Source organism: Pseudomonas sp. GLN_2, assembly GCF_043106005.1.
GTDB lineage: Bacteria > Pseudomonadota > Gammaproteobacteria > Pseudomonadales > Pseudomonadaceae > Aquipseudomonas > Aquipseudomonas alloputida.
The window spans coordinates 20,620-41,910 of sequence record NZ_JBICMC010000080.1 but is presented as its reverse complement, the minus strand read 5'-3'; the positions used below and the strand labels follow the sequence as shown (position 1 = coordinate 41,910).

At 63.1% G+C, this 21,291-nt stretch carries 16 protein-coding genes; 9 read left to right on the top strand and 7 right to left on the bottom strand.

Features of this window, described 5'->3' with window-relative positions:
• From ACF8Q6_RS18925 to dacB, 3 genes are all read left to right on the top strand, one after another.
• Entirely contained in the window at window positions 1-3,630 is a 3,630-nt protein-coding gene (locus ACF8Q6_RS18925; RefSeq protein WP_392490515.1) for an ATP-binding protein, read from the top strand.
• 41 nt (window positions 3,631-3,671) lie between these two features.
• On the top strand, window positions 3,672-4,016 hold the full coding sequence (locus ACF8Q6_RS18920; RefSeq protein ID WP_003248695.1) for a YggL family protein: 345 nt from the start codon (window positions 3,672-3,674) through the stop codon (window positions 4,014-4,016).
• A 200-nt stretch (window positions 4,017-4,216) separates the two neighbouring features.
• Window positions 4,217-5,671, top strand: a complete 1,455-nt coding sequence (gene dacB / locus ACF8Q6_RS18915; protein ID WP_392490516.1) for a D-alanyl-D-alanine carboxypeptidase/D-alanyl-D-alanine-endopeptidase — start codon at window positions 4,217-4,219, stop codon at window positions 5,669-5,671.
• Window positions 5,672-5,801: 130 nt separating this feature from the next.
• Here dacB and ACF8Q6_RS18910 read toward each other — a convergent pair whose 3' ends face one another.
• Both ACF8Q6_RS18910 and rlmKL read right to left on the bottom strand, forming a co-directional pair.
• Entirely contained in the window at window positions 5,802-8,192 is a 2,391-nt protein-coding gene (locus ACF8Q6_RS18910; protein ID WP_392490517.1) for a diguanylate cyclase, read from the bottom strand.
• 94 nt (window positions 8,193-8,286) lie between these two features.
• On the bottom strand, window positions 8,287-10,479 hold the full coding sequence (gene rlmKL / locus ACF8Q6_RS18905) for a bifunctional 23S rRNA (guanine(2069)-N(7))-methyltransferase RlmK/23S rRNA (guanine(2445)-N(2))-methyltransferase RlmL (protein ID WP_012053184.1): 2,193 nt from the start codon (window positions 10,477-10,479) through the stop codon (window positions 8,287-8,289).
• Window positions 10,480-11,041: 562 nt separating this feature from the next.
• Here rlmKL and rmf point away from each other — a divergent pair.
• On the top strand, window positions 11,042-11,257 hold the full coding sequence (gene rmf, locus ACF8Q6_RS18900) for a ribosome modulation factor (protein ID WP_003248687.1): 216 nt from the start codon (window positions 11,042-11,044) through the stop codon (window positions 11,255-11,257).
• 163 nt (window positions 11,258-11,420) lie between these two features.
• On the opposite strand, the gene ACF8Q6_RS18895 is transcribed toward rmf, so the two are convergent.
• A complete protein-coding gene (locus tag ACF8Q6_RS18895; protein WP_003248679.1) occupies window positions 11,421-12,443 on the bottom strand; it encodes a quinone-dependent dihydroorotate dehydrogenase in 1,023 nt (340 codons plus the stop codon).
• A gap of 137 nt (window positions 12,444-12,580) precedes the next feature.
• Here ACF8Q6_RS18895 and ACF8Q6_RS18890 point away from each other — a divergent pair, with 137 nt between their 5' ends.
• The 5 genes from ACF8Q6_RS18890 (at window position 12,581) to cobA (ending at window position 18,226) form a co-directional block, all read left to right on the top strand.
• Entirely contained in the window at window positions 12,581-13,795 is a 1,215-nt protein-coding gene (locus ACF8Q6_RS18890) for a CmpA/NrtA family ABC transporter substrate-binding protein (RefSeq protein ID WP_047604566.1), read from the top strand.
• 11 nt (window positions 13,796-13,806) lie between these two features.
• Window positions 13,807-14,382 (top strand): ANTAR domain-containing response regulator, encoded by a 576-nt coding sequence (locus ACF8Q6_RS18885; RefSeq protein WP_003248677.1) that lies wholly within the window; start codon window positions 13,807-13,809, stop codon window positions 14,380-14,382.
• Window positions 14,383-14,566: 184 nt separating this feature from the next.
• Window positions 14,567-15,778: a NarK/NasA family nitrate transporter gene (locus ACF8Q6_RS18880; protein WP_088513643.1), complete on the top strand. Its 1,212-nt coding sequence runs from the start codon at window positions 14,567-14,569 to the stop codon at window positions 15,776-15,778.
• Between the two features lie 9 nt (window positions 15,779-15,787).
• Entirely contained in the window at window positions 15,788-17,458 is a 1,671-nt protein-coding gene (locus ACF8Q6_RS18875) for a protein kinase (RefSeq protein ID WP_392491535.1), read from the top strand.
• A 27-nt stretch (window positions 17,459-17,485) separates the two neighbouring features.
• A complete protein-coding gene (cobA, locus tag ACF8Q6_RS18870; RefSeq protein ID WP_134697557.1) occupies window positions 17,486-18,226 on the top strand; it encodes a uroporphyrinogen-III C-methyltransferase in 741 nt (246 codons plus the stop codon).
• A gap of 86 nt (window positions 18,227-18,312) precedes the next feature.
• Here the strand turns inward: cobA and ACF8Q6_RS18865 are convergent, their stop codons facing one another.
• The 4 genes from ACF8Q6_RS18865 to ACF8Q6_RS18850 form a co-directional block, all read right to left on the bottom strand.
• Window positions 18,313-19,347, bottom strand: a complete 1,035-nt coding sequence (locus tag ACF8Q6_RS18865) for an OmpA family protein (protein WP_010953090.1) — start codon at window positions 19,345-19,347, stop codon at window positions 18,313-18,315.
• Window positions 19,348-19,458: 111 nt separating this feature from the next.
• Entirely contained in the window at window positions 19,459-20,025 is a 567-nt protein-coding gene (gene sigX / locus ACF8Q6_RS18860; RefSeq protein ID WP_003248665.1) for an RNA polymerase sigma factor SigX, read from the bottom strand.
• A gap of 113 nt (window positions 20,026-20,138) precedes the next feature.
• Entirely contained in the window at window positions 20,139-20,963 is an 825-nt protein-coding gene (locus ACF8Q6_RS18855; protein WP_003248659.1) for a mechanosensitive ion channel domain-containing protein, read from the bottom strand.
• A 2-nt stretch (window positions 20,964-20,965) separates the two neighbouring features.
• Window positions 20,966-21,238, bottom strand: a complete 273-nt coding sequence (locus ACF8Q6_RS18850; protein WP_003248657.1) for a hypothetical protein — start codon at window positions 21,236-21,238, stop codon at window positions 20,966-20,968.
• Between the last annotated feature and the right edge of the window lie 53 nt (window positions 21,239-21,291).

Genomic DNA, 21,291 nt, shown 5'->3' with positions numbered 1-21,291 from the left:
ATGGCCCGAGCTATCAACTGCCTGCTGCTCGTTCTGCTGCTCAGCGGCGCGACACAGGCTGGCCATCGTGAAGCCGCGTCTTTTACGTTACTGGCGCGCTCATCGGCCCGCCCCGTCCAGCCCGTGCTCACGCCCGAACAACGGCAATGGCTCGAAGGCCAGCAGGAACTGGTACTGGGAACGTCGGCCCCCGACTATCCGCCGTTCGACATTACCGCTGGCGGCAACGACTACCAGGGCCTGACCGCCGAGTATGCAAGCCTGATCGGCAAGGCCTTGCAGTTGCCAGTGAGGGTGCTGCGTTTCTCCAGCCGGCAGGCGGCGGTAGAGGCGCTCAGGCACGGGGATATTGACCTGCTGGGCAGCGCCAATGGCTACGAAGCGGCCAGTGACGGCCTGGCACTGTCGCGGCCCTATGCCGTCGATCAACCTGTACTGGTAACGCGTGAAGACGAAAAACGGGCGCTGGACATGGACCTGGCCGGCATGCGCCTGGGTATGCTCTACCACTATTTGCCCAGACAGGAAGTACTCACCGCCTACCCCAAGGCCGAGCTGCTGGCCTTTGGTTCTTCCAGCCAAGCACTGAATGCTGTCGCATTCGGCCAGGCCGACGTGTTCCTCGGCGACACCATCTCCACGCACTACCAGCTCAACCGTGGTCATCTGCCCCGCCTGCGCATGGCCAACTTCGGCAAACACGAGGCCATCGGCTTCGGTTTTGCCTTGCGTCAGCAAGATACCGTGCTGCTGGACCTGGTGAACACCATCCTGGACAGGCAAAGCCCGGCCATACGCTCCAGTATCTTCAAACGCTGGAGCGCCGGCAGCGACCTGTTGCTGAGCGATCGCCAACTGCAATTGAGCGCGGCCGAGCAGCAGTGGCTGCAGAAGCATCCCGTGATGCGCGTGGCAGCCGATGACGCGGCTGCACCACTGTCCTATTTCGATGATTCGGGGCATTTCCGAGGCATCACCGCCGACCTGCTGGAACTCATTCGCCTGCGCACCGGGTTGCGTTTCGAAGTGCAGCGCGCCAGTGGCATTGCCGACATGGTCGCCCGCCTCAAGGATGGCCGGGCCGATGTCATCGCCGCACTGGCCAGCGCCGGGGAAGCAGGGGACGACCTGCAAATCAGCCGCCCCTACCTCGAAAGCGCCTATGTGCTGGTCAACCACAAGGACAACAACACACTGAGTTCACTGGAGCAGTTGCAGGGGCATCGCATCGCCATTACCCGGGACAGCACCATGAACGCCATGCTGTCCCGGGACTACCCAAAGATAAGCTGGGTCGAGACCGAAAGCGCGTTCTACTCCATGGCGTTGCTCAACAGCGGGGCCGTCGATGCGGTGATCACCACCCTGATCGACGCCAACCACGCCTTGGCCAGCAACCCCGAACTGGTCATCCGCACCTCGGTCGGCAGCGAACCCGCCAACTTCGCCATGGCCACTACTGCTCCGTCACCGGCGCTATTGTCTATCCTCGATAAGGCTTTGCTGAGTATCTCACCCGAGGAGCTGGGGGTAATCAACAACCGCTGGCGCGGCTTTGGCAGGCATGAGGATGACAACACCAAAGGCTACAGCCGCCTTGCTCTGCAGGTGGTGCTGGCCACGGTCGTGCTCCTGTTGCTGGCCCTGCTCTGGAATGCCCGCCTGCGCCTGCAGATTCGCCAGCGCCAGCGCGCCGAACGCGCGCTGAACGACCAGTTGGCATTCATGCGCGCCCTGCTCAACGGTACGCCCCACCCCATGTATGTGCGCGACCGCGAGGGTTGCCTGAAAAGTTGCAACTACAGCTACCTTGAGGCCGTGCAGGCCCGCTCTGATCAGGTGATTGGCAGAAAACTCAACGACAGCCTGTTTGCCGATTCCGAGCAGGCTCGGCAGATCCAGGCTGATTACCAGAAAGTCATGGCGGCGGGGTCGCCGCTGATCAAGGACCGCCCACTACGGATCAAGGGCCGGGAATTGACTATCTACCACTGGATCTTGCCGTACCGCGACTCCCTGGGTGAGGTACAGGGGATCATCGGCGGCTGGATCGACATCAGCGAACGCCGCCAACTGGTCATGGAGCTGCGCCAGGCCAAGCAGCAGGCCGACGATGCCAACCGCGCCAAGAGCACGTTCCTGGCGACCATCAGCCACGAAATCCGCACCCCGATGAACGCCGTCATCGGCATGCTGGAGCTGGCGGTCAAGCGCGCCGACCAGGGCCGGGTGGACCGCAGCGCGCTGGAACTGGCACACCATTCGGCCAAAGACCTGCTAGGCCTGATCGGTGACATTCTCGACATCGTGCGCATCGAGTCCGGGCACTTGTCCCTGGCCCCGGAGGTGGTCGACCTGGCGGCGCTGGTCGAATCGGTGGCGCGCATTTTCGATGGCCAGGCGCGGCAAAAAGGCCTGGCCCTGGAGGTGCAGATCGCCCCGGCCGCACGCTGCCATGTCCTGCTTGACCCGCTGCGCTTCAAGCAGGTGCTGTCCAACCTGGTGAGCAATGCCATCAAGTTCACCGAGCATGGTCAGGTGCGCATCTGCGTCAGCCTGCTGGATGACGGTACCAGTACACCCGCCGTACTGGAGCTGGAGGTGCGCGACAGTGGCATCGGCATCCACCCCGACGACCTGCAGCGCCTGTTCAACCCGTTCATCCAGGCCAACCCGCACAGCCAGGGCGCCCGCGCAGGTACCGGGCTGGGCCTGGCCATCTGCCGCAACTTGTGCGAAATGATGGGCGGCAGCCTGTCCATGAAGAGCCTGGAGGATGTCGGTACCCAGGTGCGCCTGAAGATGCCGCTGCAACGGGTGGATGGTGCAGAGCAGCCGAAACCACTGCCCGAGCAGCTCGACGTGCCCGACCCACGGCTGAACGTGCTGGTCATCGATGATCACCCGGCCAACCTGCAACTGATGGCGCAACAGCTTGGCTACCTGGGCCTGGAGCACGCCAGCGCCCGCGATGGGCGGGAAGGCCTGGCGACCTGGCGAGAAGGCGACTTCGATGTGCTGGTACTCGACTGCAACATGCCGCACATGAACGGTTACCAGCTGGCGACTGCCGTGCGCGCCGAAGAACGCCATGGCAAGCGCCCCCCCTGCACCATCCTCGGCTATACCGCCAACGCACAGCCGGAAGTACGCCGCAAGTGCCTGACCGCCGGCATGGACGACTGCCTGCTCAAGCCCATCAGCCTGAGCACCCTCAGCCAGCGCCTGGCTGGCATTCGCCCGCGCCGCCAGCAACGCCCCCGCCGCAAGCTGTACCAGCTGGACGGCCTGGCCGCCGTGGTCGGGCCTGACCCGGTCGATCGTCAGCGCTTCCTGGAGGCCCTGCACCAGAGCCTTCAGGCCGATCTGGCCAGCCTGATGGCGCTTCACCCGCAACACGACAGCGGCGCCATTGCCGAGCAGGCCCATAAGGTGCTCAGCGCCGCACGCATGCTGGAAGCCCCTGACCTGATGGCGGCCTGTGAAGCCCTCGAGGCCAACGGCTTGCCCACTGCCCAGGTGCGCCTGCGGCGCCAGGCACTGGCACGGCATATGTGCCGAGTGGAACGTGCCCTGGCCAAGGAATTGGCCACAAGCAGAGATACTCAGGCAGGCAACCAGACGTGTTAACTGGTAGACTGCGCGGCGTTATTACCTAAGAGGATTGTTTCATGGCCACAAACCGCTCCCGTCGTCTGCGCAAGAAGCTGTGTGTCGACGAGTTTCAGGAATTGGGCTTCGAGCTGAACCTGGAATTCAAGGAAGATCTGGATGACCAGGCAATCGATGCTTTCCTCGACGCGTTCCTGGAAGAAGCCATGGACGCCAACGGCCTGGATTATGTAGGCGGTGACGATTTCGGCCTGGTGTGCTCGGTCAAACGCGGCTCGGTCAGCGAAGAACAGCGCGCTGCCGTTGAAGCCTGGCTCAAAGGCCGCAGCGAACTGACCAAGATCGAAGTCAGCCCGCTGCTGGATGCCTGGTACCCGGAAAAGCCTATCAACAAGGCTGAGTGATACTTGTCAGCTTCGGGCTGAAAGGTTGATTGCTGAAAAGGCCACCCCATTCGGGTGGCCTTTTTATTGGCGATGCTTTTCCGTCGAACGTGACGCATCGTGGCTGCGCTTGGGGCATAATGCGTAGTGTTTACGTCATGGGGCCATCATCTCTTACAGCCCCAAAGCCCTTTTCCCTCGCCGCAGGGTATTCACTCACTATGATCAAAACGCTTCGTCCCCTCGTTCTTGCCGGCCTGCTGTTGCCACTTGCCTTGCCCAGCCACGCCGCCGTCAATACCACCCTGCCTGCCAAAGTGCAGCAGGCGCTCAAGGCCAACAAGCTGCAGGACACAGCGCTGTCGCTGGTGATGCTGCCGCTGGATGGCCCCGGCACCCCGACCGTGTTCAATGCCGATGTGTCGGTGAACCCGGCCTCGACCATGAAACTGGTCACGACCTACGCTGCCCTCGAACTGCTTGGCCCGACCTTCCAGTGGAAAACCGAGTTCTACACCGACGGCACTCTGAGCAACGGCGTGCTTAACGGTAACCTGTACCTTAAGGGTGGCGGTGACCCCAAACTGAACATGGAAAAGCTGTGGCTGCTGATGCGTGACCTGCGCGCCAATGGCGTGCGCACCGTCACCGGTGACCTGGTGCTGGACCGCAGCCACTTCGTGCAACCCAACCTGCCGCAGTTCAACGACGACGGCGGTGATGAAAACAAGCCGTTCCTGGTCAAGCCCGACTCGCTGCTGGTCAACCTCAAGGCCCTGCGCTTCGTGGCGCGCAATGATGGTGGCAAGGTCACCGTCGCAGTCGAGCCGCCGATTGCCAATATCCGTATCGACAACCAGGTCAAGCCGGTAGCCTCGAAGAAATGCACCGGTGATGTGCGCTACAACCCGGTGCCCCAGGCCGACGGCATCAGTGTCACGGTCAGCGGCCAACTGGGTGACGGCTGCAACTCGCAAACCTACCTGTCGCTGCTCGACCATTCCACCTACGCCGCCGGTGCCGTGCGCGCAATCTGGAACGAACTGGGTGGCAACATCCAGGGTGGCGACCGCATCGAGAATGTGCCCAAGAGTGCTCGCCTGTTGGCCCGCGCCTTCTCGCCAGACCTGGTGGAAGTGATCCGCGACATCAACAAGTACAGCAACAACACCATGGCCCAGCAGCTGTTCCTGAGCCTTGGCGCGCAGTTCCGCACCGATGCCGATGGTGACGACGCCCGTGCTGCTCAGCGCGTGGTACGCCAATGGCTGGCGAAAAAAGGTATTACTGCGCCGCATCTGGTGATGGAAAACGGCTCTGGCCTGTCGCGTGCCGAACGGGTCAGTACCCGAGAAATGGCCGAGATGCTGAAAGCCGCCTGGAAGAGCCCTTACGCTGCCGAATTCATGAGCTCGATGCCGCTGGTGGGCATGGACGGCACGATGCGCAAGCGTCTCAAGCGCACCGCGATGACCGGTGAAGGGCACATCAAGACCGGCACACTGAATACTGTGCGGGCGATTGCCGGCTTCAGCCGCGACAGCAACGGCCATACCTGGGCGGTGGCGGCTATTCTCAACGACCCTAAACCGTGGGGTGCCTCGCAGGTGCTGGATCAGGTGTTGCTTGACCTGTATCGCCAGCCGAAGCTGGCTGGCAGTACAGCAGCTAATTGATTGGTTAGCCTGTATTGGCCTTTTCGCGGGAGAACCCGCTCCTACAGGGGTGAGCACGGCTTGCCAAACCTGTGCAACCTGTAGGAGCGGTTTTCGCCGCGAAAGGCTCGGTACCGGCAACCGACAGCGCTTAGGCCGACTCCCCCTCCACCCGGTCCCGCCCGGCCTGTTTGGCCGCATACACGCCGGCGTCGGCGCGCAACAGCAAGGCATCAGCGCCTTCGCCCGACCGCCAACCTGCCACCCCAAAGCTTGCAGTCACCTGGCCCACGCCTTCCACCGGCACATTGCGCACCCCTTGCCACAACTCCAGCGCCAGCAACCGCGCCTGATCGACATCGCTGCCCGGGCAAAGCACCATGAACTCTTCCCCGCCCAAGCGGCAGAACACATCGGTACGCCGTAAACGCTGACCGATGCGCTGGCACAGGCTACGCAGCACCCGGTCGCCGACGGCATGGCCGAAGCGGTCGTTGATGCGCTTGAAGTGATCGATGTCGAGCATGATCACCGCCAGCGCCAAGCCATCGCGCTGGGCCCGTTCCAGTTCGATCTTGAGCCGCTCCTGGAAGTAGCGACGATTATGGATACCGGTCAGCGAGTCGGTGACCGACAGCGCCCGCAACTCTTCCTCCACGCCCTTCAGGTCGGAGATGTCAGTCAGGTAGCCATGCCACAGGGTGCAGCCCTGCTCGCCCACTTCCGGGGTCGCCTCGCCACGCACCCAGCGCAGTCCGGCCCGGGGCAGGCAGACCCGATACTCCTCGCGCCAGGGTGACAGGTGTTCGGCCGAATAGCGCACCGAGCGGCGCACGCGCTCCAGGTCATCGGGGTGGATACGTTCGAACACCCCCGAGGCATCCTCACGCAACTGCATCAGGTCGACCTCATAGATGTCATACAGGCCCATGCTGGCATATGGAAAACACGAATGGCCGTTGGCATCCAGGCGATATTGGTAGATACCGCCCGGCACCTCGGCACTGAGCTTTTCCAGCAACCGGTCACGCGCTGCCAACGCCTCATGCACCCGGCGCCGCTCGGTCACGTCAATGCAGATGGCCAGGTAGCCAACCCACAACCCCTGTTCGTCGAGCATGGCAGTCACCAGCATGTTGGCGACCAGCTGGCTGCCATCGGCCCGTAGCAAGGTCCACTCGCCAGGCTCGGCACCGTGCTCTTGCACCGTTTCAGCGAACATCGCCTGGCCGCCAGCAATGGCGCGGCCAAAACGCAGGGTCAAGGCCTGGGCACGCAGGTTCAGCTCCTCCGGCAGCACCAGGTCTTCAAGGCGCAAGCGGCCGATCGCTTCGCTGGCCGCGTAACCGAGCATGCGTTCGGCACCGGCGTTGAACGTGCTGACCACCCCCTTGAGGTTGGTGGCGATGATCGCCACCTGGGTCGCGGCATCCAGCACACTGCGCAGTTGGTTGTGGGTGCCACGCAACGACTGCTCGCTGACCTGCAACTCGGCCGTACGCTGAGCGACCAAGGCCAGGGCGCGCTGACGCTGGCTCAACAGGCTGTAGAGCAGCACGCTGAGCAACAGGCTCAACAGTCCACCCAACAAACCGACCGCCAGCACTGCCGAGGAGCGGTTCGCCTGGACGAACGCCTGGCTCGGCTGAATGCTCAGCTGGAAATAGTGATCGGCCAGGCGCAACAACTGATTGCTGGCCAAGGCCAAGGGCGCGACCTGATTTTGCGAATCGAACATCACGACGGGGCCTTGTAACCCAGACGGGTCCGTGATGCGCACGACAAGGTTGTCATCAGTCGCTACCGGCCGACCGTCGCTGACCAGCTCGCGCATGCTCAGCAAGGCCACCACATAACCCGCTGCAGCACCGCGGGGGTCGGCATCGGAAAATACCGGCGCGACCATCAACAGGCCGCGCTCTGCCGAGTGGGTATCGAACAGGGCCAATGGCTCGGACACCGCCATGCTGCCTGGCCCCAACGCCCGCGCCAAGGCCGCCTGAGGCTCGCTTCGGCCAGCGAGGTCCAGGCCGTAGGGCAACCCGGGCAGTTCGCCCGATTGGGTATAGAGTACCGGGAAGTAATGGTCGCGCTGCGACGCCGGGCGCCACTGGCCTTGCGCGTCCTTGTCCCGGATCACGTAGCCTGGGCCGGTATGGGCACTGGCCAGGCGCTCGAATTCGGCGCGTTGCGCAGCCTCGACGCGCGGCGCCCAGGCATAGGCCAGGGTGCGTTGCAGCAGTGGTCGGGCATAGCCGTCGAATTCGCGCGGGGTGATCTCGCTGGAAAAACTGAAGAACCGCCGCAGCCCATCCAGGCGCTGCTGCTGTTCGTCAAAGCGCTCGGCAATACGGCTGGCGCGCTCACTGGCCAGCAGCTCAAAGCGCTGGCGCAGCTGCTGTTTGTAGAAGGTGTGCGCGGCAAATGCCAAGGCGGCGGTCAACAAGCCGCCCGCCACCAGTGCAATCAGCGCCATCGCCCAGGCGGACGCCCTCTCTGTGCACAAGCCAAGCAACCGCGCACGCACGCCACACTTTGACATACACCCATCTCGTCACGTCAGCGTCCTGCGGATTATCTTGCCCTGCCCTCAGTTATAGCCATTGGCCATTAGCCGTGCAATGTACCTCGTCGCCTCAACGAAGCTGCAAACGCCAGGCGCGATGGATACGGTTATTACGGGCGAAGTCCGGGTCCAGGGTCTGCGCGCTGATTTCTTCCACCACGTAACGCGCCATCAGGTGCTCGTCCAGCTGGAACTTGCGGAAGTTGTTGGAGAAATACAGCACACCACCCGGCGCCAGACGGGCCATGGCCAGGTCCAACAGCTGAACATGGTCACGCTGCACGTCGAATACACCTTCCATGCGCTTGGAGTTGGAGAAGGTTGGCGGGTCGATGAAGATCAGGTCGTAGCTGTCACGGTTGCCTTCCAGCCAAGCCATTACATCGCTTTGCTCCAGGCGGTTGCGCTCGGAATAGCCATTGAGTGCCAGGTTACGCCGCGCCCAGTCCAGGTAGGTTTTCGACAGGTCGACGCTGGTGGTGCTGCGCGCACCGCCCTTGGCCGCGTGCACGGTGGCCGTGGCGGTGTAGCAGAACAGGTTGAGGAAGCGCTTGCCGGCAGCCTCACGCTGGATGCGCATACGCATCGGGCGGTGGTCGAGGAACAGCCCGGTATCCAGGTAGTCGGTGAGGTTGACCAGCAGCTTGACGCCACCTTCATTCACTTCCTGGAAGCGGCCCTCGGTAGCCTGACGTTCGTACTGGCGCGTGCCGCTTTGCCGCTCGCGACGTTTGAGCACTACACGCTGCGGCGAAATGCCCAACGCCTGCGGGATGGCCGCCAGTGCATCGAGCAGACGCGCCTGAGCCTTGTCCGGGTCGACCGAACGTGGCGCGGCGTATTCCTGCACGTGTACCCAGTCCTGGTACAGGTCGACCGCCAGGGCATATTCAGGCATGTCGGCATCGTACAAGCGGTAGCAGTCGATCTGCTCGCGACGGGCCCACTTGCCCAGTTGCTTGAGGTTCTTCTGCAGGCGGTTGGCAAACATCTGCGCCCCTTCCGACAGCCGCGCGGGCTCGCTGGCCTGCGGCACCTGCTGACGGGCTTCGGTGCCTTCAGGCTGCGCTTCGCGGCGTTCACCGGTGACGAACTGGTCAGGCTGCACCTTGAACAGCAGCAGCTTGCATGGCAATGCGCCGTTCCAGAACGCGTACTGCTTGTGGCTACGAATGCCCATGCGCTTGCCCAGTTGCGGCGCACCAGTGAATACCGCTGCTTCCCAGCCCATGCAGGCCTGGCGCAGGCGCTCGCCCAGATTCTGGTAGAGGTACAGCAGGCTGGCTTCGTCACCCAGACGCTCACCGTAGGGCGGGTTGCTGATGACCAGGCCTTTCTGGTTCTGGTCTGGGCGTGGCTCGAAGGTACTGACTTCGCCTTGGTAGATCTTCACCCAGTCGCCCAAGCCAGCACGCTCGACGTTGTTGCGGCCCGGCTGGATCAGCCGCGGGTCAGCCTCGTAGCCACGGATCCACAGCGGTGGCTTGGCCAGGCCGGCCTGCGCGCGCGCCTGCGCTTCGTCATGCACCTTGCGCCACAGCGCCGGCACATGGCCGAGCCAGGCACTGAAGCCCCAGCGTTCGCGCTTGAGGTTGGGGGCGATATCGGCGGCGATCATCGCGGCCTCGACCAGGAAGGTACCCACACCGCACATCGGGTCGGCCAGCGCACCACCTTCGGCAGCAATACGCGGCCAGCCAGCACGGATCAGCACCGCTGCCGCCAGGTTTTCCTTCAGCGGCGCGGCGCCTTGCTGCAGGCGGTAGCCACGCTGGTGCAGGCTGTGCCCGGACAGGTCGAGGGACAAAATGGCCTCGCCACGGTCCAGGCGCAGGTGCACACGCACGTCAGGGTCGATCTTTTCCACAGACGGGCGCAGGCCTTCGCGGTTACGCAGCTTGTCGACGATCGCATCCTTGACCTTCAGCGCACCGAAGTGAGTATTGTCGATGCCTGAGCCATGGCCGCTGAACTCCACAGCCAGGGTGCCGTCGGCTGCCAGGTGGTCAGCCCAGTCGACCGCGTGCACGCCGTCGTAAAGGTCGTCGGCGTTCTTCATCGAGAAGCGCTTGAGCACCAGCAATACGCGGTTGGCCAGACGTGACCAGACACACAGGCGGTAAGCAGTTTCCATGTCGGCGGCGCCGCGAATGGCCGAGGTGTGCTCGCGCACCTCGTCAAGGCCGAGGCCCTTGGCCTCTTCGGCGAGCAGGCTTTCAAGGCCTTTGGGACAGGTGAGGTAAAGTTCGAAACGGTCCGACATGAGTATTCCAGCGCCTTGGGCTATTTGACTGACGGGGCGACGCATCGCCCCGCGATGTTTGCCCGTACACCTTTCCAGCAGGCGTGCGGGTGGCCCTCTGCGATACACAACGTGCTGCAGAAAAGCCGGGCCGCCTGACCGATCTGTGCTTGGCCCAGTGGCAAAGACAGCTTAGATCATCAGGCAGTACGCGTAATTCTGGCGATCTGCGGGCCAATGTGACCCTTCGTCGCATTTCAAATTATTTCTGTCATCCGCAAACAACGCTGGCGAAATGACGTCAAAGAACGGCAAACCCCGATCATTGCGGGGCTAAACACCAAACAAGGTTGAGTCGCATTTATTTACTTATCCCCTCACCCTTGGAAAGGTTACGTGCTTATGACAAATCGATCATTCCCACCGTGACTCGCATTCGATAGAACTGGTCTCAGGCCGCTTCGCAACGAGGCGGCACTTTCAGCTCGCCACGCCGGCAGCGAGCGCAAACCGGCAGAACGACTCTGCCCGGCCTCGGAGAGGCCGACGGGACATTACAGTCAACAAGTGAGGGCAACACCCTATGAGAAGACTTAAGCGTGATCCGTTGGAAAGAGCATATTCACGTGGCTACCAATACGGGGTCACCGGCAAATCCCGCGAACTTTGCCCCTTCAATCTTCCTTCTGTTCGCCAAGCCTGGATCAACGGCTGGCGTGAAGGTCGCGGTGATAACTGGGACGGAATGACTGGCACCGCTGGCATCCATAGACTCAACGAAAATCACGCCGTTGGCTGAACGAGGACACTGAATTCGATTTACCATGCACGCCCCATCCGGGCGGCGGGCTAAGGCCCAGGGGCCCCTCGAAGGGGCCCTTTTTTATGCCTTGGCAAACCTCATCAGCTGTACCCACACTATCCCTGCAAGAGCGGGCTGGCCCGCGAATCGGCCCATCAGGTCACCGCGGCATTGCCGCGATAGCATCCACCGCTTCGCGAATCAGCGCCGGCCCTTTGTAGATGAAGCCCGAGTAAATCTGCACCAGGCTCGCCCCGGCCGCGATCTTCTCGGCAGCATGGCGGCCTTCGGTAATGCCACCGGCGGCAATGATCGGCAACTTGCCGCCCAGCTCACCTGCCAGCACCTTGACGATGTGGGTGCTCTTCTCCCGCACCGGTGCGCCCGACAGGCCGCCCGCCTCACCACCGTACGGCAGTGCTTCGACACCTTCACGCCCCAGCGTGGTGTTGGTGGCGATCACCGCATCCATACCCGACGCCATCAGCGCGGCGGCCACCAGCGCCGTTTCTTCGTCGCTCATGTCCGGTGCGATCTTGATTGCCAGGGGCACGCGCTTGCCATGTGTACCGGCCAGTTGCTCGCGTCGCTCGGCCAGGGCATCGAGCAACTGCTTGAGCGAGTCGCCGAACTGCAGGCTGCGCAGGCCCGGGGTGTTGGGCGAGCTGACATTGACCGTGATGTAGCTGGCGGCGGTGTAGACCTTGTCCAGGCAGATCAGGTAGTCATCGACGGCACGTTCGACCGGGGTATCGAAGTTCTTGCCGATGTTGATGCCCAGCACCCCCTTGTAGCGCGAGGCGCGTACGCGGTCGAGCAGGTGATCAACGCCCAGGTTGTTGAAGCCCATGCGGTTGATGATGGCCGTGGCTTCCGGCAGGCGGAACAACCGTGGCTTGGGGTTGCCTGGCTGCGGACGCGGGGTGACAGTGCCGATTTCGACAAAGCCGAAGCCCAGCTGGGCGAAGCCGTCGATGGCCGCGCCGTTCTTGTCCAGGCCAGCTGCCAGCCCCACCGGGTTGGCGAAGTTCAAGCCCATGACCGAAACCGGCAATGACGCCGGTTGCTTGCACAGCATGCCGTTGAGGCCCATACGGCCACCGGCGCCGATCAGGTCCAGGGACAGGTCGTGGGAAGTTTCCGGGGAAAGCTTGAACAGCAGCTGGCGGGCCAGGGTATACATGGGCGGGCAAGGCTCAGGGTGAGTGAGGGGGCGATTATAGCCAGCGCGGGGCTGGCAGGACAGCAAATCGTGGAGCGCTTGGCACATCGGTTGCACCTGTTCAGCCCACAGCCTTATCAGTAAGGGCGAGGACTCTTGTGAACACTGTACCCCGAGCAACGCCCCTGGCCTGGGTCAACGGCAGCGACGCGCCGGAAAAAACCAGCCTGAACATCGGCTACATGGCCCTGACCGACTGCGCCTCGGTCGTGGTCGCCGCCACCCAGGGCTTCGCTCAGCAGCACGGCCTTACCCTCAACCTCAAGCGCCAGGGCTCGTGGGCCGGGCTGCGCGACAAGCTGGTCAGCGGCGAACTGGACGCCGCGCATTGCCTGTATGGCCTGGTCTACGCCGTGCACCTGGGCATTGGCGGCGTACCTGCCAGCGACATGGCCGTGCTCATGGGGCTGAACCAGAACGCCCAGGCGATCAACCTGTCCCCTGCCTTGCAGCGCAAAGGCGTGACCAACCCTGAGGCACTGGCGCGCCTGGTGCACCAGCATGGCGCACGCCTGACGTTCGCCCAGACCTTCCCCACCGGCACCCACGCCATGTGGTTGTATTACTGGCTGGCCAGCCAGGGCATCCACCCGCTGCGCGACGTCGATAGCGTCGTGGTGCCACCGGCGCAGATGGCTGCACACCTCCAGGCCGGGCGCATTGACGGCTTCTGCGTTGGTGAGCCCTGGGCCGCCGACGCGGTGGCCAAAGGCCAAGGCTTCACCCTGGCCACCAGCCAGTCGATCTGGCCGGATCACCCGGAAAAGGTCCTGGCCTGCGCGCGCGTCTTTGCCGAGCAATACCCCAACAGCGCCCGCGCGTTGATCAAGGCGATCCTCACCGCCAGCCGGTTCATCGAACAAAGCCCGGAAAACCGCCGCAGCACCGCGCAACTGCTCAGCGCAAGTGCCTATCTGGACACCCCGCTGGACAGCATAGCCCCCCGCCTGCTCGGCCATTATGAGGATGGCCTGGGCAACCAGTGGCAAGACCCACACGCGCTGCGCCTGTTCGACCAAGGCCGGGCCAACCTGCCCTACCTGTCCGACGGTATGTGGTTCATGACCCAGTTCCGCCGCTGGGGCCTGCTGCGCGAAGACCCCGACTACCTCGGCGTGGCCCGGCAAGTCCAGCAACTGCAGTTGTACAGCGAGGCCGCACAGACCCTGGGCATCGCTTGCCCGGGCCAACCGATGCGCAGCAGCCTGCTGATCGATGGCTCCCGATGGGACGGCAGCGACCCCTTCGGCTATGCCCGCAGTTTCAGCTTGCATGCCTTGGGCGACTTGCCCGATGCCCGCGTCGGCGCGTGAGGGGGACGAACATGTTGCGCATCCTGCTGATCGACGACACCCAGAGCAAGCTCGGTCGCCTCAGGGCGGCGTTGAGTGAGGCCGGCTTCGAGATCATCGAAGCCCCAGACCTGACCATCGACCTGCCCGCCTGCGTCGAAACGGTGCGCCCGGACGTGGTGCTGATCGACACCGACTCGCCAGACCGCGATGTAATGGAACAGGTAGTGCTGGTCAGCCGTGACCAGCCGCGGCCCATCGTGTTGTTCACCGACGAGCACGACCCCGGGATGATGCGTCAGGCGATCCAGGCAGGGGTCAGTGCCTATATCGTCGAAGGCATCCATGCTGCGCGGCTGCAGCCGATCCTGGACGTGGCCATGGCCCGCTTCGAAAGCGACCAGGCACTGAAGGCGCAGCTGCTGGCGCGCGACCAGCAATTGGCCGAACGCAAGCGCATCGAGCAGGCCAAGGGTTTGCTGATGAAGATGAAGGACTGCAACGAAGAGCAGGCCTACACCCTGATGCGTCGCCAGGCCATGAGCCGGCAGCAGAAGCTGATCCAGGTGGCCGAACAGATCATTGCCATGCATGAGATGCTCGGCTGATGCGCTGAAAATCTCAAGCCAGCCCCACCAGAAGTTGGCCCATCTCTTGCTCAACAAATCTCACCGGTAGCCAACGGCGGTTACCCCACTTGAATCCCGACAAAGACGTCGCTCTCCCCTCCACGCCCGTGGAGCGGGTAGCGGCGTTTTTTTCGTTCCGTTGTACTACCGAGTGAGGTGTTCGATGAGTACCAGCTTCTGGAAATCCGGGCATGTGCCCACGCTGTTCGCCGCATTTCTGTATTTCGACCTCAGCTTCATGGTCTGGTACCTGCTGGGCCCGCTGGCGGTGCAGATTGCTGCCGACCTGCAACTGAGCGCACAACAGCGGGGCCTGATGGTGGCCACGCCGATCCTGGCCGGGGCAATCCTGCGCTTTGCCATGGGCGTTCTGGTCGACCGCCTGTCGCCCAAGACGGCTGGCCTGATCGGCCAGGTGGTGGTCATCGTCGCCCTCGCCGCAGCCTGGTACCTTGGCGTACACAGCTACGAACAGGCCCTGCTGCTCGGCGTGTTCCTGGGCTTTGCCGGTGCGTCCTTCGCCGTCTCGCTGCCGCTGGCCTCGCAGTGGTACCCGCCACAGCACCAGGGCAAGGCCATGGGCATCGCCGGCGCCGGCAACTCCGGCACGGTGTTCGCGGCCTTGCTGGCACCGGCACTGGCAGCGGGCTTTGGCTGGAACAATGTGTTCGGCTTTGCGCTGATCCCGCTGTCACTGGCGCTGGTGGTGTTCGCCCTGTTGGCGCGCAATGCCCCGCAACGGCCCAAGCCGAAAGCCATGGCCGACTACCTCAAGGCACTGGGCGACCGTGACAGCTGGTGGTTCATGTTTTTCTACAGCGTTACCTTCGGCGGCTTCATCGGCCTGGCCAGTGCCCTGCCCGGCTACTTCAGTGACCAGTACGGCCTGAGCCCGGTCACCGCCGGCTACTACACCGCCGCTTGCGTGTTCGCCGGCAGCCTGATGCGCCCGCTCGGCGGTGCCCTGGCTGACCGTTTTGGCGGCATCCGCACCCTGCTGGGCATGTACGGCGTTGCCGCCATCTGCATTGCCGCCGTCGGCTTCAACCTGCCCTCTGCCGCGGCCGCACTGGCGCTGTTCGTCAGCGCCATGCTCGGCCTGGGTGCCGGCAATGGCGCCGTGTTCCAACTGGTGCCCCAACGCTTCCGCCAAGAGATCGGGGTAATGACCGGTCTGATCGGCATGGCCGGTGGCATCGGCGGCTTCCTGCTGGCGGCCGGGCTTGGCACCATCAAGCAGCACACTGGCGATTACCAACTGGGGCTGTGGCTGTTCGCCAGCCTGGGCCTGCTGGCCTGGTTCGGCCTGCACGGGGTGAAACAGCGCTGGCGCACCACCTGGGGCTCGGCTGCAGTCACTGCAGCGCGGGTCTGAGGCACGCCGATGAGCCTGCAACTGAGCTTTGCCCAGGCCAGCGCCACCGGGCCGCGCGCGGAAAACCAGGACGCGCTGCGCCTGGTGACGCCGGCACCAGAACTGGCCGCCAGCAAAGGCTACCTGTTCGCGCTGGCCGACGGCGTCAGCCAATGTGCCGACGGCGGCCTGGCGGCACGCGCCAGCCTGCAGGCACTGGCCCTGGATTACTACGCCACGCCGGCCACCTGGAGCGTAGCCCAGGCCCTCGACCGTCTGCTGCTGGCGCAAAACCGCTGGTTGCGCGCCCAGGGCAGCGGCCAGCCGTTGTTGACCACGCTTAGCGCGCTGGTGTTGCGCGGCCGGCGCTTTACCTTGGCCCATGTAGGCGACTGCCGGGTGTACCGCTGGCACGGAGGGACGCTGCAATGCCTGAGCGAAGACCATGTCTGGGACCAACCGGGCATGCAGCATGTACTGAAACGGGCATTGGGCCTGGACCAGCACCTGCTGGTGGATTACCAGGAAGGCGAGCTGCAACCGGGTGAATGCTTCCTGCTGCTCAGCGACGGGGTCTGGGCCAGCCTGGGCGAACAGCACATCCAGGCCGTGCTGCGCGAGCAAACTGACCTGCAACTGGCCGCCGACACCCTGGTGGCCAGTGCGCACCTCAACGGCAGCAAGGACAACGCCAGCGCCTTGCTGGTGCAAGTCGATCAACTGGGCACGGCCAACCTGGGCGATACCCTGGCGCAACTGCAACAATGGCCAGTGCCCGGCCCGCTGCGCGAAGGCCAGGTGATCGACGGCTGGCAGGTCGAAACACTGCATGCGCACAGCCGCCAGTCCTTGCTGTACAAAGTGCGCGATAGCCAGAACCAGCCTTGGCTGCTCAAGACCCTGCCCACGGCACGCGAACAGGAACCTGGGGCGGCACAAGGGCTGTTGCTGGAAGAGTGGTTTCTGCGCCGCATCGCCGGCCGGCATTTCCCCGAGCTACACACCGCCAGTCAGCGTCAGCACCTGTACTACGTGATGCGCGAATATCCCGGCCAAAACCTGGCGGCGTTGCTGGCCGAACAAGGCCCGCTGCCCTTGCCGCAATGGCTGGAAGTCGCACGGCAACTGCTGCAGGCAGTCGGTGTGCTGCATCGGCGCAACTTGCTGCACCGCGATATCAAGCCAGACAACCTGCACCTGGGCCGTGATGGCCAGCTGCGCCTGCTGGACTTCGGCCTGGCTTATTGCCCGGGCCTGTCCGAAGACCCGCTGCACGAGCTGCCCGGCACACCCTCGTACATCGCCCCGGAAGCATTCGAAGGCCACCCGCCCAGCCCGCGTCAGGACTTGTATGCAGTGGGCGTGACCCTGTACCACCTGCTGACCGGACACTACCCGTACGGCGAGGTAGAGGCCTTTCAGCGCCCGCGCTTCGGCCAGCCGGTCAACGCCGCGCGCTACCGACCCGACCTGCCGGAATGGCTGCAGCACAACCTGCTGCAGGCCGTGGCGAGCGACCCGGCGCAGCGCTTCGAAACCGCCGAACACTGGTTGCTGCTGCTCGAGCGCGGCGACCGCCAGGAACTGCCCAGCCGACCCCGGCCGCTGCTGGAGCGCGAGCCGCTGAAGGTGTGGCGCACCCTGGCGCTGATGTCATTGCTGATCAATCTGATACTGCTGTTCACCCTGCTCAAGGGCTGAACGCGCCTTGCCGATGAGGAAACCCTGATGAATGCAAAAGTATGGCTGGTCGGTGCCGGCCCTGGTGACCCTGAACTGCTCACCCTCAAGGCAGTGCGTGCGTTGCAGCAAGCCGCCGTGGTCATGGTCGACGACCTCGTCAACCCGGCAGTGCTCGAGCATTGCCCGCAGGCCCGGGTAATGACCGTGGGCAAGCGCGGCGGCTGCCGCTCTACACCGCAAGCGTTCATTCAGCGCCTGATGCTGCGCCACGCGCGACAGGGCCGTTGCGTGGTGCGGCTCAAGGGCGGCGACCCTTGCATCTTCGGCCGTGGCGGTGAGGAGGCACTGTGGCTGCAGGGCCATGGCATCGAAGTGGAGGTGATCAATGGCATCACTGCCGGCCTTGCCGGGGCCACGCAGTGCGGGATCCCCCTGACTTCACGGGGCGTGAGCCGAGGGGTGACGCTGGTGACGGCGCACACCCAGGACGATAGCGAGCTGAACTGGGCGGCCTTGGCTCAGGGCGGGACAACGCTGGTGGTCTACATGGGGGTGGCGCGGCTGGAACAGGTGCGCCAAGGATTGCTGGCAGGGGGCATGGCGCCGGGAATGCCGGTGGCGATGATCGAAAATGCCTCGTTGCCGCAGCAGCGGGAGTGCAGAAGCGATGTGCAGGGAATGATGGAAGCTGCGCGGGCGTTTGGCTTGCGTAGCCCGGCAATCCTGGTGATTGGAGAGGTGGTGGGAGAGCAACAGGCTGTGGGGCGGATCGCAATCGCAGGCTAACAGCAGGAACAGCCTTCGAGGCCGGTTAAACCCCAGGCAAAGAAAAACCCGGCCGAGGCCGGGTTTTTCATGAAGCTTCAAACCAATTACTTGGCCTGGGCTTCTACCTGAGCTTCAACGCGACGGTTGACAGCACGGCCTTCTTCGGTGGCGTTGTCAGCAACCGGACGGGTTTCGCCGTAGCCAACCGAGTCAACACGGCTGGATTCTACGCCGTACTGCTGGGTCAGCACTTGCTTGACAGCGTTGGCACGACGCTCGGACAGCTTCTGGTTGTAAGCGTCTGGACCCACGGAGTCAGTGTGACCTTCAACCACGGTGGTGGTTTGTGGGTACTGCTTCATGAAGTCAGCCAGGTTTTTGATGTCGCCGTAGCTGTTAGGCTTGACGACCGACTTGTCGAAGTCGAACTTGACGTCCAGCTCAACGCGAACGACTTCGGCAACAGCCGGGCAGCCGTCGGCGTCAACGGTAACGTTGGCCGGGGTGTCTGGGCACTTGTCGACGTTGTCGCACACGCCGTCGTTGTCGGAGTCGGAGCAGACTTCAGCAACTGGAGCAGGAGCAGCTTCAGCTTGCTTCGGGCTACCGCCGAAGTTCAGGCCAACACCAACGCTCGGGGCCCACTCGGTGTCGCCCTGGTCGATGTTGTACTGAGCTTCTACGCCGGCACGGGCATAGAACATGTCGGTGATGTACCACTTGGCGCCAGCGCCAACGTTGGCGAAGGTGGAGTGGTCACGACCGCCACGGCCGGTCTGGCCCAGCGACTGGTGCGAGAAACCAGCGGAAACGTACGGACGGATGGCGTCGTACGGGTTGTTGAAGTGGTAAACGGCGTCCAGGGCGGTGTTCGAGCCCTTGATGTTCTTGCCGTCTTCGCCACGAGCGTTGTGCACTTCGTCGTAGCCCAGACGCAGCTCAACGTCGTCGGTCAGGAAGTAACCGATCGAGCCGCCGAACAGGTTGCCGTCGTTCTTGAAGTCGCGCTGGCTGTCGAAGAATTCTTTCTTGTAGAAGATTTCAGTCTCGACGGCGCCTTGACCTTGTGCCATAGCGCCAATCGAAGTGGCGGCTACAAGCGAACCAATGGCCAAGCCCAAGGTGTTTTTCAATTTCATCCGTTAAATCCCCATCTGGTGATAGTTAAGCAGTCCCACCACAAACAAGAGGGACAACTCGACGGCGAGTCTAGCAGAACTCGCCGGTTCGTTAGAGATATTTGCACGCCACTAAGTTTCATCAAGGCCGGCAAATTTCTCCCGAAGCTTGTCTAGCGCGCGCTTGTAACGCATTTTCGTCGCGCTCAGGCCCATGTGCATGATGTCGGCAATTTCCTGAAACTCCAGCTCTGCGACAAAACGCAGCACCAGAATTTCCCGGTCAATCGGGTTCACATGCACCAGCCACTTGTCCAGCCCGCCTTTTTCTTCCGGCTTTGGAGCCTTGTCCTCGGACGCCTCTTCAACAGGGTCCAGACTCAAGGCATCCATCAACCGACGCTTGCGACGCTCCTTGCGGTACTGGGTAATGCACTCGTTGTAGGTGATGCTGTAGAGCCAGGTCTTGAACTTCGACTTACCCTCGAAGTTTTTCAGCCCGTACAGCACTTTCAGCATCACTTCCTGACAGACATCGTCCGCGTCACGGTCGTTCCCCAGATAACGCGCACAGACGTTGAACAGGGTCCGTTGGTAGCGCCGCATGAGCTCTTCATAGGCGCGGGTAACGTGGTACAGCTCCTCATGCGAACGCGCCACCAACTCTTCGTCTGTGAGCTCGCGGGGGTCATAGCGCATGGGCGGCGAATGAACTTTATTCAAAACGGATCTGGCCGACAGTCAGGTCAATGTCGCCGCGCGACCCCGTGGGTCGAATTTCGCGGCGGCATACATTAACAGCTTTTGTGCGGTTAGCGGCTATTGACGCGCTGTTCAAGCAGCTCGCGGTTAGACAGCGACACCAGTTCGCCATCATCGGTCAACAGCGTCGTCTTCACCGTACCGATCTCCTCGATATGCCCTTCGACCTCTCCAATCCGCACCTGCTGGCCCACTTGGTATAGCTCGCGCACGTAGATGCCGGCCAGGATCTGCCCGGCAATTTCGCGACTGCCAAGGCCCATGGCCAAGGCAACGGCCAGACCAACGGTAATCAGCCCGATAACGATGACGTGGTTCAGCAGGTCGGTTTTCACTTCCAGCTGGCTGATGGCCACCGAGATGCTGATGATGATCACAAGGCCTTGGGTGATACGCCCCAGGCCTGCCGAGTATTCCAGGCCGATACCTTCGGCAGCGCCACGCACCAGGCCGTTGGCCACCTGCGCCAGCAGCACGCCGGCCAGCAGCACCAGGGCCGCGCCGAACACTTTGGGCAAGTACAGGGCGAGCATGTCGAGGGTTGCCGAAACCCGCTCCAGGCCCAGCGATTCGGCGGCCGAGACCAGGAAGATGAGCAGCACGAACCAATAGACGATCTTGCCGATCAGGGTCGAGATTGGCACCTGGATGCCGCCCCGACCGAGCATTTTGGTGAGGCCGGTACCGGCCATCAGGCGGTCCAGGCCAAATTTGGCCAACAGTTTGGACAGCAGCGTGTCGAGCAGCTTGGCCACCACGAAACCGAGCAGCACCACGACCAGCGCGCCGAACAGGTTGGGGATGAAGTTCGCTACCTTGGTCCAAAGGGCAGTCATCGCGGTGACCAGGCTCTGGGTCCAGAGATCGAGTTCCATATTCAATCGGCCTTATCTGCTTTGCTGCCGGGGGCAGCGTTGCGGGAAGAGTGTCGACGCACCGGCGCAACATGCGCCGAGCCATTGTTCACGGCAATCAGCAGCGCCTGGCTCCAACGGCCAAGCAGGCTGAACAGATCACCCGCGCCAACCTGGCGGTTGGCGGTTTTCAGCACGCGACCCAGGCAAGCGGCGTCGTCCCGGTCGTCCCGGTCATTGCCGGAGGGTGACGCCTTGAGCAGGTCGCGCAGGGATTCTTCAAACGGATCGTGCATGGGCACCTCGCGCAGTGTCAGCAAGAGACGAGACGGCCGGGCAACGGGTCACA